The following is a 13,851-nucleotide window of genomic DNA, read 5'->3' as shown; positions in this document are numbered from 1 at the left end:
AGTTCAGTCGGACTCTGAATAAAATACCCGCAATCTGTCTTCTGCCTGTTCTATCATTTTTCTATGAATACAGGGACAGCCTTCGAAAAAAGAAGTTACTATTTCAATTTTCTTGTTTTTACCAACAGTTTTTTTCCAGTTACCCACTACCTTACCATTATATAGGATTACCGGATAAAATATCCCGTACGTATTGAACGCTTTAGGATGATGTTCCTCGGCAAGCACAGCTTTACGTTCTTTATAACTAATAAGATATTCATCATAAGATGGCAGAAAGTGAAGTATATCAGCAGAGTTAATCTCTCCCTGATAAGATTCGTGCACGAACAATTCATAAGAGTCAAAACGTTCCTTCACCAATTGTGAATCAATCAGCCCCATAGCAGTTCTTGCTTCGGTAACTGGTAAGCCCGACCACCACACAAAATCTGCCAGACTTGCCGGAGAGTGACTACGAAAATAGCGCAATGCCAATGTAGCCAAAGCTTCATCTTTTGTCAGCTCTTTTGCGGGAGGAATACGTTCCTCAAGCAAAGCATACGTTGCTTTCTTCCCTTTATCAACACCGCTGCAAACAATACCTTCCACCTCAGCACGTGCCATAAACCGTGTCATCAATCGATTATCAACAGTCATCCCTTCATTTGCCAGTCCGGCTTCTATCTCTTGCTTAGTCAGACTTTTATTTCCTTCCAGCAGTTTCTCTATTAAGCGGTTACAACGAGAAAAAAGTGCTTCTGAGATATCCACTCCATGTCCCTTCGCGAAGGAGTCATTGGCCGACTTTATACGCTGTGCAGACAGTTTCAGCATCCAGCGTATATCTTCTGCCGCCACCAAATGCCAGGTAGGACGCATTACATGTGTACGTACTATCTCTCCCCGTGCAAGGGCGTCTTCCACAACTCTAAGAGTGGGTGATTTTAAGCGAATACCTACAGCCCACTTAGCCATAGCATAATCCTGTCCTTGAATAGCTCCCATCCATGATACAACCTCTTTGGGAGTATCAAAACACGGATTCAACAATTGCTGACTTATCTGACGAATATTTGCAATCATAGGCCAAGAAGGTGTTTAAATTCGGCAACGCCTTCCGAAGCTCCTTTTTGAATAATATGTATGGGACGGGAAGTATGAGTATCCACCGGTTTAGGGTCGATCAGATAAACTTCTGCTGTACGTGGCACGTAATTCAGCAATCCGGCAGCCGGATAGACATTCATGGAAGTCCCGATAATAACAAATATATCCGCCTTCTCCACAATATCAATGGCTGTCTCTATTGCCGGCACAGCTTCACCAAACCAAACAATAAAAGGGCGCAGCTGAGAACCGTCTCCGGCACAATCCCCCATACGTACTTCATATTCTTCCGGTTTCAATTCCTTTATATAATGAGGATTATTCGGATCACGGCTGGAACATACTTTTGTCAATTCGCCGTGTAGATGAATCACACGTGTACTCCCCGCCCGTTCGTGCAGATTATCAACATTCTGTGTAATTACGGTCACATTAAAATGTTTCTCCAACTCTGCCAACAATTCATGTCCGCGATTAGGCCTCACATCCAACAGTTGTTTGCGGCGCTCATTATAAAAATGAATCACCAGTTCCGGATCACGTGCATACCCCTCCGGAGTTGCTACCTGCTCCACCGGATACTTATCCCATAACCCACCAGCATCACGAAATGTACTGATCCCACTCTCCGCACTCATCCCCGCACCTGACAAAATGACTAAATTCTTCATACTTCCTTCTTTACATTGATTCAGATATATAGCAAAAGTAAACAGAATATTTGAATAATAAAGCGAATAAAAACAGATAACTTATACAGCGATAAGAAATTTTAAATCCAAAAAGCCCGATCATTCAAATAAAACATGTATTTTTGCCAATTGTTAATTTGCAATTGATTGAGAGTGAAAGATTCAACCTTCTTTCTCCAATCTTCAACAAAAATATATATGGATAAATTTAGTTATGCAATCGGCCTCGGAATCGGCCAGAACTTGTTAGGTATGGGTGCCAGAAGCATCTCGGTAGAAGACTTTGCTCAGGCAATCAAAGATGTGCTGGAAGGTAATCAGACAGCTATCAGCCATCAGGAAGCCCGCGAAATAGTAAATAAATATTTCGAGGAACTGGAGCAGAAGATGAGTGCTGCCAGCATTGAACAAGGAAAAGCATTCCTGGAAGAAAACAAGAAAAAAGCTGGTGTTGTCACTCTTCCGAGCGGACTGCAGTACGAAATAATCACTGAAGGTAAAGGCAAACTGGCCAAAGCTACCGATCAGGTAAAATGCCACTATGAAGGTACACTTCTTGACGGAACGCTATTTGACAGCTCTATCAAGCGAGGACAACCTGCTGTATTCGGTGTAAACCAGGTGATCCCGGGTTGGGTAGAAGCATTGCAATTGATGCCGGAAGGTTCTAAATGGAAACTATACATTCCGTCAGATCTCGCTTATGGCGCACAAGGTGCCGGAGAGATGATTCCACCGCACAGCACACTGGTATTCGAAGTAGAATTACTTGAAGTTTTAAACAAATAATTTTTTAAAAGCAAAATGAAAAAGATTACAATCCTGGCAGCAATCGCTGCCGTAACTGGCCTTGCATCATGTACAGCCCAGGCTCCTAAAGCAAATCTGAAAACAGAACTCGACTCATTGTCTTATTCAATCGGTATGGCTCAGACTCAAGGTCTGAAAGGCTATTTAGTAGGACGTATGGACGTTGATACAGCTTATATGGCTGAGTTCATTAAAGGTGTAACCGAAGGTGCCAACAAAACCGGAAAGAAAGAAGCTGCTTACATGGCAGGTCTTCAGATTGGCCAGCAGATCAGCAACCAGATGATGAAGGGTATTAACCACGAACTGTTTGGTGAAGATTCAGTAAAAACTATCAGCAAAGAAAACTTCCTTGCAGGTTTCATCGCAGGTACACTGGAAAAAGGCGGCTTGATGACTATGGAGAAAGCTCAGTCATATACTCAGACAGCTATGGAAGCTATCAAAGCAAAAGCAATGGAAGAAAAATACGCTGACAACAAAGCTGCCGGTGAAAAATTCCTTGCTGAAAATAAGACTAAAGAAGGTGTAAAAACAACTCCGAGCGGATTGCAGTACAAAGTAATCACTGAAGGTAAGGGTGAGATTCCTGCTGATACTTGTAAGGTGAAAGTAAACTATAAAGGTACTTTGATTGACGGTACTGAATTCGATAGCTCATACAAACGTAACGAACCGACTACTTTCCGCGCTAACCAAGTTATCAAAGGTTGGACAGAAGCATTGACTATGATGCCTGTTGGTTCTAAATGGGAACTTTACATCCCACAAGACTTGGCTTACGGTTCAAGAGATCAGGGTCAGATCAAACCGTTCTCAACTTTGGTATTCGAAGTTGAATTGCTTAGCATCGAAAAGTAAGCAGATTATCCCTATAAATAAAAAGAGGTGCAAAGAAATTTGCGCCTCTTTTTTGCTATTTCCTATTTTTTATCCATTTTATAGAGAGAAATTAAAATAAATCTCTATATTTGCTTACTATTTGATAACAATTGGAAATTATACTCATTAATTATGGAAAAAATAGACAACCTCGACAGGCAGATTCTAGAGATTATTTCTCAGAACGCCCGCATACCTTTTAAAGATGTAGCAGCAGAATGTGGAGTCTCACGTGCAGCCATCCATCAACGCGTGCAACGACTTATAGATCTGGGAGTTATTGTAGGATCAGGTTATCATGTCAACCCCAAGTCACTTGGGTACAGAACTTGTACATACGTTGGTATCAAGCTTGAAAAAGGTTCTATGTACAAATCAGTGGTAGCCGAGTTACAGAAAATACCGGAAATTGTAGAATGCCACTTCACTACCGGCCCGTACACCATGCTGACTAAACTCTATGCATGCGACAACGAACACCTGATGGATTTGCTGAATAATAAGATGCAGGAAATACCAGGCGTTGTAGCCACTGAGACTCTTATCTCATTGGAACAAAGTATCAAGAAAGAAATTCCCATTCGCGTAGACAAGTAATCCAATGGAGTTCTTGAACGAATATCATCTGGCAGGACTTTTAATAGGCATCTGTACCTTTTTAATTATCGGGCTCTTTCACCCTGTCGTGGTAAAAGCCGAATATTACTGGGGTACTAAATGTTGGTGGATTTTTCTGGTACTGGGAATAGCTGGTGTAATAGCCTCATTAAGTGTAGACAATATTCTTGTCTCTTCTTTGTTAGGCGTTTTTGCTTTTTCTTCGTTCTGGACAATCAAAGAAGTCTTTGAGCAAGAAGACCGGGTTAAAAAAGGGTGGTTCCCGAAAAACCCCAAGCGTACTTACAAGTTCTGAAACATTGAAAGAATATTAGTTTTTTGCTCTCAAAAGTTTGCATATTTCGGGAGAAAGTACTAATTTTGTCCCCGCATCCAGGATAAAGGATACACGGGCTTTTAGCTCAGTTGGTTAGAGCAACAGACTCATAATCTGGAGGTCCTTGGTTCAAGCCCAAGATGGCCCACCTAAAAAAGACTATAGATCTATGATTTATAGTCTTTTTTTTATAAGGACAGATACAAAAACTTCTCAGAAACAGACTATTATGAAAAAACTCTTCAAATTCGCAGGTAGCCTGATTATTGGTATGTGTATGGGTGCTGCCGGTGTAATACTGGGAATCACCTGGTTTACCGGAACTACACTGACTGCATTTCTCGAACATCTGAAAATCGAGACACTACTAAGTAGTATGTTCATATCGCTCATAAGTCTTTTTATTGCCGGTTACCTACAAATTATCCTTCATGAAGCAGGACATTTGCTTTCTGGATTAGCCACCGGTTACAAGTTTATCTCTTTCCGTATCGGGAAACTAACATTAATCAAAGAAAAAGGAAGATTCAGGATAAAGTACTTTAAGATACCCGGAACAGCTGGCCAATGCTTGCTTCTCCCACCGGATGTAAGTCCGCAACAACTCCCGTTCATTCTCTACAATCTGGGAGGCGTACTAATGAACCTGTTCTCGGCAATAATAGCAATCTTGCTATTAACCACAATTCCCTATATTTTTACTCCTCTCAAACTATTCCTTCTATTTACTGCCCTTATCGGAATTCTATTCGCACTACTCAACGGAATTCCAATGAAAAGAAGCGGTATTGTCAATGACGGTTATAACCTCAGACTAATGCAAAAGTCATTGGCCAGCCGCCAGGCCCTAATACTTCAGCTTAAGGTAAATGCTTTGTTTCAGGAAGGTATCCGGTTGAGGGATATGCCTGCCAAATGGTTTACAGGAGAAAACACAGAGTATAGTAATCCGTTGCTGACCGGTGTTAAGGGGTTCTGTATATCCCGGTTTATAGATCAAAAAGAGTTTGCACAAGCTGAAAAACTATCACAAGAGATACTTGCACACCGGGAAGAGGTTATTCCTATCTTCGTATTGGAAGCCGAGTGTGAACTACTTTTCCTGGAATTGATTGGGCAATGTCGTTCAGAAGTAATAGAGGAATTATACAGTACTTCCTTGCAACAATATATCAGCCGGTTCGGAGAAACGTCAACCGGCAAACAAAGATTACAATGTGCACTCGCACTCTTTTGGGAGAAGGACCGGAAAGCAGCGGAGGAAATATACAAGAAGGTATGCCGAAGACGGAATCATTATCTCATGAAAGCAGAAACAGAAATGGATATTGAACTGATGAAATGGATGCTTCAACGATGAAATATATATTCCTGGTATTCTGTCTGTTATCCACAGCATGTCATACCGGAAGAAAACCGACAGGAGAAAATACAACAGTAATTTCTCCTGCAGAGCCTGTTGATACAGTAAAGGTCCAATCGCCTGTTATAGAGAAGAGCCGTACAGCACTCTATCTTGACTCGCTCGGACTTATAAATATCCAAAGCGCGGACAGCAGTATTGCTGTAAAGTTACTGTATGCAACCCCGGAGAACTTCACAGGAGAATTACTCTACGAAGATTTAAAGGAAGCCTATCTGCATCCGGATGCTTTAAAATCACTGCTTCGCGCCCAACAGTTATTGAAAGAGAAACACCCCGAATACAGCTTGATTGTTTACGATGCTGCCCGCCCTATGTCCGTACAAAAAAAAATGTGGAATGTAGTGAAAGGTACTTCAAAAAGTATCTATGTATCCAATCCTTCCCGCGGCGGGGGACTCCATAATTACGGACTGGCAGTAGACATCAGTATTCTTGATAATAACGGAATTCCTCTTCCTATGGGAACGGAAGTAGACCATTTGGGTGTCGAAGCTCATATCACCCGCGAAACTGAATTAGTAAAAAGCGGAAAAATCAGCGAAGAAGCTGTAAGAAACCGGCAACTACTCCGACTCATTATGAGAGAAGCAGGTTTTCGTGCACTCAACAGTGAGTGGTGGCACTTCAACCTGTGTAGCAGAGAAGTGGCAAAACAAAAATATAAACGAATCGAATAATACAACCTATTATGTTTAAAAGAAAACAAAGCCTGTTGTTGTTATTTCTAACAATGTGGTGTATTGCCTTACCGGCACAAGAAACCACAAAGCAGAGGCACACATTCTCCTTCCATGCCGGATACGGGAATATGCTGAGAGGAACTGCCGGACTAACCAACAGTTCAAAAAGCTACGAGCGTAGCCTTTCGGAAGGGGTTAGCTGGGATGCGCAATATTATTACCGCCCGGCAAATATAGTCGGAGTAGGATTCCTGTATTCAGGATTCTCTTCTCAGGGAAGCCACGAAGAAGGAAGCGATCATCTATACACACACTATTTTGCTCCCCAGGCAGGGATTTATTGCCTTCGGACAAAACGCTTTTTCATTCGTTTGGATGCAGGTATAGGTATATTGTCATATAGGAACTACAGTAAAGTATTTGATAAAAGCAGACGCGTAACTGCAACTTCCTTTGCCACTAATGCAGGGCTCAACGCCACCTTGAAAATAACCCAGCAGTGGAATATAGAAGCCGATATACAATATGTGGCTTCCAGCATTCACACGATATACCCGCGTTATCATAATGAAACGACTACCGTTAAATTCCGCAACGACCCGTTATCGGTAAGCCGGCTTAATCTTTCAGCAGGAGTCTCTTTCAATTTTTAACCTGAAATATATACAATATGATGAAGAAATATATCCTCATTCTTCTTTCCGTTCTTTGCTGTATCGGTTGTGACAGAGAAGATGAAACAGTAGACATTACAGTAATGCCTCCTGCCACTACTATTGGTGCAGAGACATTTGGCTGTCTGATAGACGGCTGGTTATATGTTGGAGGCAGATACCGGGATTACGGTTATTGGTTCGGACCTTCCGTAAATAGCCCGTCAATCAATTTCTTATACAATGAGAAACTGGCGGAAGTAGACGTATCTGTCATGGTAAAGCAAGACAGATACATCCGGTTTACCATAATATCTCCTCAGGAAGGACAGGAATCGGAGTTTACTAACGCACGCTTTGGAGAAGAGAAATTAAAAAACGGAACAGTTAGCATCACCCGTTTTGATACGGAACGAAATATCATCAGCGGAACATTCAGTGGAGGCCGGATCACAAACGGTCGCTTTGATGTTCATTATAAAGATCAGGAAGAAGATCCCATGTAATTTATGGAACAACTATCACAATCTACTATAGAGTTTATTCGTGCCCATAGTCAGGATGATGTCCGGCTACTGGCATTACAGGCTCCCAGATATCCGGACGTGGATATGCCTGCCGCTATTGTACAAATAGCCGGAAGACAGGCTGCTGCAAATAAAATACCTTCGTGGCAATCTATTGAGGAGCTATGGTATCCCCGTCATCTATCATTGGAACAATGCTCCTCGGAAATAACAGCACAATACAAATCGACGCTGGCAGACGGAGAGACATTAGCCGACCTGACCGGAGGTTTCGGAATAGACTGTGCTTTTATGGCAAGCAGGTTTCGTAAAGTATCCTATGTGGAACGGCAAGAAGAGCTCTGCGAAATCGCAAAGCATAACTTCCCTCTACTCGGGCTGAAACATATTACGGTATATAATGAAGACGGAGTAGTTCATTTACAAAAGATGGAACCGGTAGATTGTATTTTTATTGATCCGGCACGCCGGAATGAACATGGAGGAAAAACAATCGCCATATCAGATTGCGAACCTGATGTAGCAGAGTTGGAAGAGTTATTGTTAAGCAAAGGCAAACAGATAATAATCAAGTTATCGCCCATGCTGGACCTTACCCTTGCACTAAAAAGTATGAAACGTACCAGAGAGGTACATATCATCTCTGTAAACAATGAATGCAAAGAGCTATTGCTGATAATAGGAAACGAACCCTCCCAGTTGATCCCTATCCATTGCATCAACCTCACTTCCAAGGAGAAACAAACTTTCACCTTCACCCGGGAAGAGGAACTTGAAGCCGAATGCCTTTATACCAAAGAACCTGGTAAGTATCTGTATGAGCCTAATGCTTCCATCCTTAAAGCGGGTGCATTTCGCAGTATTGCCTCCCGGTATAAAGTAAAGAAACTGCACCCAAACAGCCATCTCTACACTTCGGATCTGTGGATAGAGAACTTTCCGGGAAGATCTTTCCAGATAACAGGACAATGTTCTTTTAATAAGAAAGAAATAAAAGAAACCATCGGAGAGCTAAAAAAAGCCAATATCACCGTTCGTAATTTCCCGGCTACAGTAGCAGAAATACGGAAACGAACCAAATTATCGGATGGAGGGGAGGTTTATCTTTTTGCAACAACTCTATTCAATGAGCAGAAGGTGTTTATAAAATGCAGTAAAGCATAAAATGAATAAGAGATCCGATACAGGACTGACTGATTCCTGATCAACGATGAATTATCGTCAAACAAGATTATATTATTTTACATAGAATGTTTCGCCGAAACTGCATGTCCCACTCGGCTCCGGGGAGGAAGTTCCCCGGCTCCGGGGAAGAGGTCGTTCGGCTCCGGGGAGGAGGGTACTCGGCTCCGGGGAGAAAAAGGGATCAAACAGTCATTGACAATCAATATGTTACGAAAGGGCATTTTATCATTTCGAAATATGCATGAATGACAATATTATCTTACACAGCTTCAACCATTGCCTGATGAAGCCTACATACAGGAAGCTGTCAACTTTCTAAAAGAGAAACGATATGAGCTCGATTTTACCCTTCTTTAGTCTCCTCCGGTTTCAATCCGCTTTTGGGAATAGTCGTCTCATTTCCATCACGTACTGCCATATAATGCGGAGACATAATCTCAATATCCGCCTCAGCAAATACATCCTGAATACTCTGATACAGATTAGAATAAATCTGTGCTAACTGGTCTGCCTCTGTTATATACGCATTAATCTGATATACCGGATACCAGTCCTGCAATTCCGTTTCAAGTACAAACGGTTCGGGATCAGCCGCGACTCCCTGCGTTGCCTGTGCTGCTTTCAGGAGCAGCGAATGAACTTTACGCCAGGGTACATCATACCCGATGCTCACTTCTACATGAATAATCAATCCGTAGGTTCGTGCCGATGCACTATAATTCACCGTATGAGAAGACATGATGAAGGAGTTGGGAATAGTTACCAGCTCATTCTTTGGCGTACGGATACGTGTCACAAGCGGGGTTTTCTCTATGACATTCCCCGTTGTATCATTCAGCTTGATGCGATCTCCCAACTTAAACGGACGCATATAGGTAATAACCAGCCCGGCAATAATGTTCCCGATCACCGTACTTGACCCCAATGAAACAATCAATCCGACAAAGACTGAAATTCCCTGAAAGACTCCCGAATCGGAACCCGGCAGATAAGGGTAGATCATCGCAATCATGAAAGCGTATAACAGGAAACGTATAATATGGAAAGTAGGCATCGCCCAGTCCGGATAAAAACCATTCAGTTTCAACCTATCGGACTGTACTTCTGTAGCCAGGTAATGAACCAGCCGTACCAGGTATTTCACAGCAAGGCATATCACAAAGATAGTGAACAGGTTCGGAATATAATCTATCACCCCACCAAATATACTTTTCACCGGATTCCAGATATACGAAAATATCTGATAGGCCAGCTTCTCGGTTTGCGGAAAAATAGAAAATAACAGCGGGACAGTGAGAAGCAACTGAAGTAACATAAAGGCATAGCGCAACATATTGGCTAGGAATACAAGCAGATTAACCTGCTTCTGAGTATCCAGCAATTCATAGTCCTGAATCGAAATCGGCTTCAGCTTTGTATCTTTCAATCGCTGGATACGTATCTTTAGTTTCTTAAATAACCAGGTAGTAGCCCAAAACAGTAAATACTGCCCGACCAATACCAATACAAAAAATAAAATCCTTTTGCCCAGCTGCCACAAGCTGTGCTCTTTTTTCATATCCTTCAGCTTGTCTACCACTATGTGGCGTTTATCGGCAGCAAGCTGATCACGGGTGCGACCTTCCCATAACCCGTCCTGATCGGTAAATGAGGCCAATACTTTATCGCCATACATTAAATCGGTCACAATGTCGCTACTCTCCAAATACAGGGAATCCGGCTGAAGATTGAATCGCTTACCCAACTCTGTGATAGCAGTAGCATTCATCACCGCCCGTTGTTGGGGGGTATGTCCACCCCGTTTGGCATATATATAGAAAAGTGTATCCCCTTCTACAACCACAGGAACACCTTTAGTAAACTTACGCAATGAGTCTATACGTAACCTTTGCTGAGCCAATTTTACAGAATCAGCAGCATATGCCTGCAATTTCAGTTGTTCCATCTCCATGCGCATATTGGCTTCGTTCAGCCTGGCAGCTTCAAGCTCTCTTTTCATATCGGCAATGTTTGCCGAATCAGAATCACTCCTTATGACAGAATGAGTTTTCAACGTATCATCACCAAGAAATTCACGAACTTTCTCGACCAGCTGAGCAGATGCTCCGATGGTAAAGACCAAAGAGATGAAAAGACAAAAAAAACGATTCTTTCTCATACAAAAAACACTTATTAACCCTGCTATAGACAAATAAACGTGCCAAACATACGGAATGTTTTTGATATTTCAGTGGGAATGAAAGTATTATTTGAAAAGATACATCCGATAATCCTTATCACAATTCAAGTTTTAATTAATTCCGTTATCTTTGTACCCAAAATCAGGAGCCATATGGACATACTACTTCTCATCGGAGGACTTCTCCTCATTCTGATAGGCGCTAATGCTCTGACAGACGGAGCTGCATCTGTTGCCAAACGATTTCGCATCCCATCCATTGTCATCGGATTAACAATCGTTGCATTCGGTACTTCAGCCCCGGAACTGACAGTCAGTGTATCTTCCGCATTAAAAGGAAGTGCAGATATCGCTATCGGCAATGTAGTGGGAAGCAATATTTTCAATACATTGATGATAGTAGGCTGTACTGCATTGTTTGCTCCTATTGTCATCACTCAGAACACATTAAAGAAAGAGATCCCTCTCTGTATTCTCTCTTCCATCGTATTACTGATATGCGCCAATGATGTTCTATTGGACCATACTACCCAAAACGTACTCAGCATCACCGACGGGTTACTGCTTTTGTGTTTCTTCGCTATTTTTTTAGGATATACCTTTGCCATCGCATCCAACGGTAAGAGTGAAGGAGTAGATGAGGAGATACGCCAGTTACCGATGTGGCGTTCGGTACTCTACATTATAGGTGGACTTGCGGGACTCATTTTCGGAGGACAATGGTTTGTAGAAGGAGCCGGTAATATTGCCCGTAACATGGGGGTTAGTGAATCAGTTATCGGACTGACATTGGTGGCAGGAGGTACTTCGCTACCCGAACTGGCCACTTCGGTAGTTGCCGCATTAAAAAAGAATCCGGAAATAGCCATTGGAAATGTTATCGGCAGCAACCTATTCAATATTTTCTTTGTGCTTGGGTGCAGCGCATCCATCACTCCGCTCAATCTAAGCGGTATTACAAATTTCGATTTGCTGGTACTGGTAGGTTCAGGAGTACTGCTATGGTTATTCGGGCTCTTTTTTGCCAAACGTACTATTACACGGATAGAAGGAAGTATCCTGATACTTTGCTACATAGCATATACTACAATTCTTATCTATAATATTTAAACAAAGCAAACTCACCACAGAATTCCACAAGAGTTTCGCAGAGTTTCGTTACCTGACGAAACGCAAATGATCGCGAATTAGCACAGATGAAAAGACGGACATTCTTTCTCATCTATCTATTTGTCTGCACAAACCTGTATTCGCCTGCATTTTAATGATAATCCATCGTCTACCGTACTTCCCTGTACGGAAAACCCTTATTTGTGCCTATATGAATACAAATATGGCATAAATGCGTACAGTTGCCCCCATATCGCCTTTGTCTCCATTTCTGCTAAAGTTGTTCCCTATACACTATTGTCAAAACTGTGAATATTTACTGAGAAACAACTGCCTATATTTGTGAAGTGATTTTAGAGAACGAATATAGTTTTTTTAAAGTAAAAAGAAGGTAGGATTTAGTTCAGGAAAAAAGGAGGGAGCCACAGACTCTCTTCTTTTCTAAAAACCAAATCTCCCTCCAGGTAAATTTCAATAGAATAGCAGACGTATGAAATCATTCTTACCCAAAGCAATCAGTGCACTTTTTCTGGCAATCTCTTTGCTGGCATGCCAAACGTCCATACCCCAGGAAAACAACACTTCCATTGCCCGCTCTGAAATGTTGCTCGACAGTATCTTCAAATACTATCAGGCAGAAGGGAGCAATTTATTTAATGAGAATTATCCTAAAAGTTCCAATGATAAAGTGACTTACCTGGCTTCTACAGATACGGTTACCAAAGACAAAGTAGCCTATTTATGGCCTACCTCCGGGTTGTTTTCAGGAGTAAATGCATTACTCAAAACAACCAGAGACAACAAATATCAGGCACTTCTACAGGAGAAAATCATTCCCGGATTAGAATGTTATTATGACACAACCCGTACTCCTGCCTGTTTTCAATCCTACATCAGTGAAGCCGGGCATGCCGACCGCTTCTATGATGATAACATCTGGTTAGGCATTGACTTCCTCGAAACTTACCGTCTGACAGGAAATAAGAAATACCTGAAACAATCGGAAGAAATCTGGAAATTCCTTTTAAGCGGCAATGACGATGTACTAAACGGAGGTATCTATTGGTGTGAGCAAAAAAAGGAATCAAAGAATACCTGTTCCAATGCACCCGCATCCGTACTGGCACTTCAGCTTTTTGAGACCACACGGGACAGTGCCTATTATCAGAAAGGACTGGAGCTATATACCTGGACTAAAGTAAACCTGCAGGATTCGGATTACATTTACTTCGACAACCTCAAAACAGACGGACGCACCGGCACAGAGAAATATGCATATAATACGGGACAAATGCTGCAAGCAGCCAGTCTGCTATACAAACTAACCGGCAACCGTCAATTTCTGACAGAAGCACAAAACGTGGCCCGTGCAGGAATAAACTACTTCACAGTACCATTCAAGACACAGGACGGTACAGATATCAGGTTCTTCCGCAACCGGGGAACATGGTTCGTGGCTATCATGATGAGAGGATATATAGAACTCTATCTGCAAGATAACAATCCGGAATATCTGCAAATCTTTGCCGACAATCTGGAACTGGCATGGGAAAGTGCCCGCTATGACAATGGACTCATCAACAGTGACTGGAGCGGAGAAAAGAAAGAAAAACAGCAATGGCTGCTTAATCAGGCGGCAATGGTGGAAATGTACGCAAATCTGGGAAACATGAATCTGAAATAA

At 42.1% G+C, this 13,851-nt stretch carries 14 protein-coding genes and 1 tRNA gene; 12 read left to right on the top strand and 3 right to left on the bottom strand.

Annotated features, from left to right (window positions below; translation table 11 throughout):
- Positions 1–3: 3 nt before the first annotated feature.
- Positions 4–1,065, bottom strand: a complete 1,062-nt coding sequence (locus VCM39_RS00740; protein WP_322932370.1) for a winged helix DNA-binding domain-containing protein — start codon at positions 1,063–1,065, stop codon at positions 4–6.
- On the bottom strand, positions 1,062–1,760 hold the full coding sequence (locus VCM39_RS00735) for an NAD-dependent deacylase (RefSeq protein WP_322932369.1): 699 nt from the start codon (positions 1,758–1,760) through the stop codon (positions 1,062–1,064). Before VCM39_RS00735 ends, VCM39_RS00740 begins: the two co-directional genes overlap by 4 nt.
- Before the next feature lie 219 nt (positions 1,761–1,979).
- On the opposite strand from VCM39_RS00735, the gene VCM39_RS00730 reads away from it, so the two are divergent.
- The 10 genes from VCM39_RS00730 (at position 1,980) to VCM39_RS00685 (ending at position 8,857) form a co-directional block, all read left to right on the top strand.
- Complete coding sequence (locus VCM39_RS00730) at positions 1,980–2,570, top strand: FKBP-type peptidyl-prolyl cis-trans isomerase (RefSeq protein WP_221650975.1); 591 nt, start codon at positions 1,980–1,982, stop codon at positions 2,568–2,570.
- Between the two features lie 15 nt (positions 2,571–2,585).
- Positions 2,586–3,452: an FKBP-type peptidyl-prolyl cis-trans isomerase gene (locus VCM39_RS00725; RefSeq protein WP_002558347.1), complete on the top strand. Its 867-nt coding sequence runs from the start codon at positions 2,586–2,588 to the stop codon at positions 3,450–3,452.
- A gap of 153 nt (positions 3,453–3,605) precedes the next feature.
- Positions 3,606–4,070, top strand: coding sequence for an Lrp/AsnC family transcriptional regulator (locus tag VCM39_RS00720; protein WP_221650974.1), 465 nt, complete (start codon positions 3,606–3,608; stop codon positions 4,068–4,070).
- Positions 4,071–4,074: 4 nt separating this feature from the next.
- The gene (locus VCM39_RS00715; RefSeq protein WP_221650973.1) at positions 4,075–4,386 is read left to right on the top strand and encodes a DUF4491 family protein; all 312 of its coding nucleotides are present in this window, start codon (positions 4,075–4,077) and stop codon (positions 4,384–4,386) included.
- A 95-nt stretch (positions 4,387–4,481) separates the two neighbouring features.
- A tRNA-Ile gene (locus tag VCM39_RS00710) sits at positions 4,482–4,555 on the top strand.
- 81 nt (positions 4,556–4,636) lie between these two features.
- Positions 4,637–5,767: a M50 family metallopeptidase gene (locus VCM39_RS00705; protein WP_322932368.1), complete on the top strand. Its 1,131-nt coding sequence runs from the start codon at positions 4,637–4,639 to the stop codon at positions 5,765–5,767.
- Positions 5,764–6,510 carry a M15 family metallopeptidase gene (locus VCM39_RS00700; RefSeq protein WP_321028909.1) on the top strand — a complete coding sequence of 249 codons (747 nt, stop codon included), beginning with the start codon at positions 5,764–5,766 and terminating at the stop codon, positions 6,508–6,510. Before VCM39_RS00705 ends, VCM39_RS00700 begins: the two co-directional genes overlap by 4 nt.
- An 11-nt stretch (positions 6,511–6,521) precedes the next feature.
- Positions 6,522–7,166, top strand: coding sequence for an outer membrane beta-barrel protein (locus tag VCM39_RS00695; protein ID WP_321028910.1), 645 nt, complete (start codon positions 6,522–6,524; stop codon positions 7,164–7,166).
- 17 nt (positions 7,167–7,183) lie between these two features.
- Complete coding sequence (locus tag VCM39_RS00690; protein WP_321028911.1) at positions 7,184–7,672, top strand: hypothetical protein; 489 nt, start codon at positions 7,184–7,186, stop codon at positions 7,670–7,672.
- 3 nt (positions 7,673–7,675) lie between these two features.
- The gene (locus tag VCM39_RS00685) at positions 7,676–8,857 is read left to right on the top strand and encodes a THUMP-like domain-containing protein (protein ID WP_321028912.1); all 1,182 of its coding nucleotides are present in this window, start codon (positions 7,676–7,678) and stop codon (positions 8,855–8,857) included.
- A gap of 364 nt (positions 8,858–9,221) precedes the next feature.
- Here VCM39_RS00685 and VCM39_RS00680 read toward each other — a convergent pair whose 3' ends face one another.
- Positions 9,222–11,036, bottom strand: a complete 1,815-nt coding sequence (locus VCM39_RS00680; protein ID WP_321028913.1) for a mechanosensitive ion channel family protein — start codon at positions 11,034–11,036, stop codon at positions 9,222–9,224.
- Positions 11,037–11,210: 174 nt separating this feature from the next.
- On the opposite strand from VCM39_RS00680, the gene VCM39_RS00675 reads away from it, so the two are divergent.
- Positions 11,211–12,167 carry a calcium/sodium antiporter gene (locus tag VCM39_RS00675; protein WP_321028914.1) on the top strand — a complete coding sequence of 319 codons (957 nt, stop codon included), beginning with the start codon at positions 11,211–11,213 and terminating at the stop codon, positions 12,165–12,167.
- Between the two features lie 490 nt (positions 12,168–12,657).
- A complete protein-coding gene (locus VCM39_RS00670; protein WP_322932367.1) occupies positions 12,658–13,851 on the top strand; it encodes a glycoside hydrolase family 76 protein in 1,194 nt (397 codons plus the stop codon).

The sequence above is a fragment of the Bacteroides mucinivorans genome (assembly GCF_034654355.2).
In the GTDB taxonomy this organism is placed as follows: domain Bacteria; phylum Bacteroidota; class Bacteroidia; order Bacteroidales; family Bacteroidaceae; genus Bacteroides; species Bacteroides nordii.
Note: the sequence above shows the minus strand (reverse complement) of the source record. Positions and strands in the feature narration are given on the sequence as shown.

What these genes read in the sequence shown, in the direction of transcription:
- VCM39_RS00730 (WP_221650975.1), top strand. Translation starts at nt 1,980, where the DNA reads ATGGATAAATTTAGTTATGCAATCGGCCTCGGAATCGGCCAGAACTTG.
- VCM39_RS00735 (WP_322932369.1), bottom strand. Translation starts at nt 1,760, where the DNA reads ATGAAGAATTTAGTCATTTTGTCAGGTGCGGGGATGAGTGCGGAGAGT.
- VCM39_RS00700 (WP_321028909.1), top strand. Translation starts at nt 5,764, where the DNA reads ATGAAATATATATTCCTGGTATTCTGTCTGTTATCCACAGCATGTCAT.
- VCM39_RS00670 (WP_322932367.1), top strand. Translation starts at nt 12,658, where the DNA reads ATGAAATCATTCTTACCCAAAGCAATCAGTGCACTTTTTCTGGCAATC.
- VCM39_RS00720 (WP_221650974.1), top strand. Translation starts at nt 3,606, where the DNA reads ATGGAAAAAATAGACAACCTCGACAGGCAGATTCTAGAGATTATTTCT.
- VCM39_RS00725 (WP_002558347.1), top strand. Translation starts at nt 2,586, where the DNA reads ATGAAAAAGATTACAATCCTGGCAGCAATCGCTGCCGTAACTGGCCTT.
- VCM39_RS00740 (WP_322932370.1), bottom strand. Translation starts at nt 1,065, where the DNA reads ATGATTGCAAATATTCGTCAGATAAGTCAGCAATTGTTGAATCCGTGT.
- VCM39_RS00685 (WP_321028912.1), top strand. Translation starts at nt 7,676, where the DNA reads ATGGAACAACTATCACAATCTACTATAGAGTTTATTCGTGCCCATAGT.
- VCM39_RS00715 (WP_221650973.1), top strand. Translation starts at nt 4,075, where the DNA reads ATGGAGTTCTTGAACGAATATCATCTGGCAGGACTTTTAATAGGCATC.
- VCM39_RS00675 (WP_321028914.1), top strand. Translation starts at nt 11,211, where the DNA reads ATGGACATACTACTTCTCATCGGAGGACTTCTCCTCATTCTGATAGGC.
- VCM39_RS00695 (WP_321028910.1), top strand. Translation starts at nt 6,522, where the DNA reads ATGTTTAAAAGAAAACAAAGCCTGTTGTTGTTATTTCTAACAATGTGG.
- VCM39_RS00690 (WP_321028911.1), top strand. Translation starts at nt 7,184, where the DNA reads ATGATGAAGAAATATATCCTCATTCTTCTTTCCGTTCTTTGCTGTATC.
- VCM39_RS00680 (WP_321028913.1), bottom strand. Translation starts at nt 11,036, where the DNA reads ATGAGAAAGAATCGTTTTTTTTGTCTTTTCATCTCTTTGGTCTTTACC.
- VCM39_RS00705 (WP_322932368.1), top strand. Translation starts at nt 4,637, where the DNA reads ATGAAAAAACTCTTCAAATTCGCAGGTAGCCTGATTATTGGTATGTGT.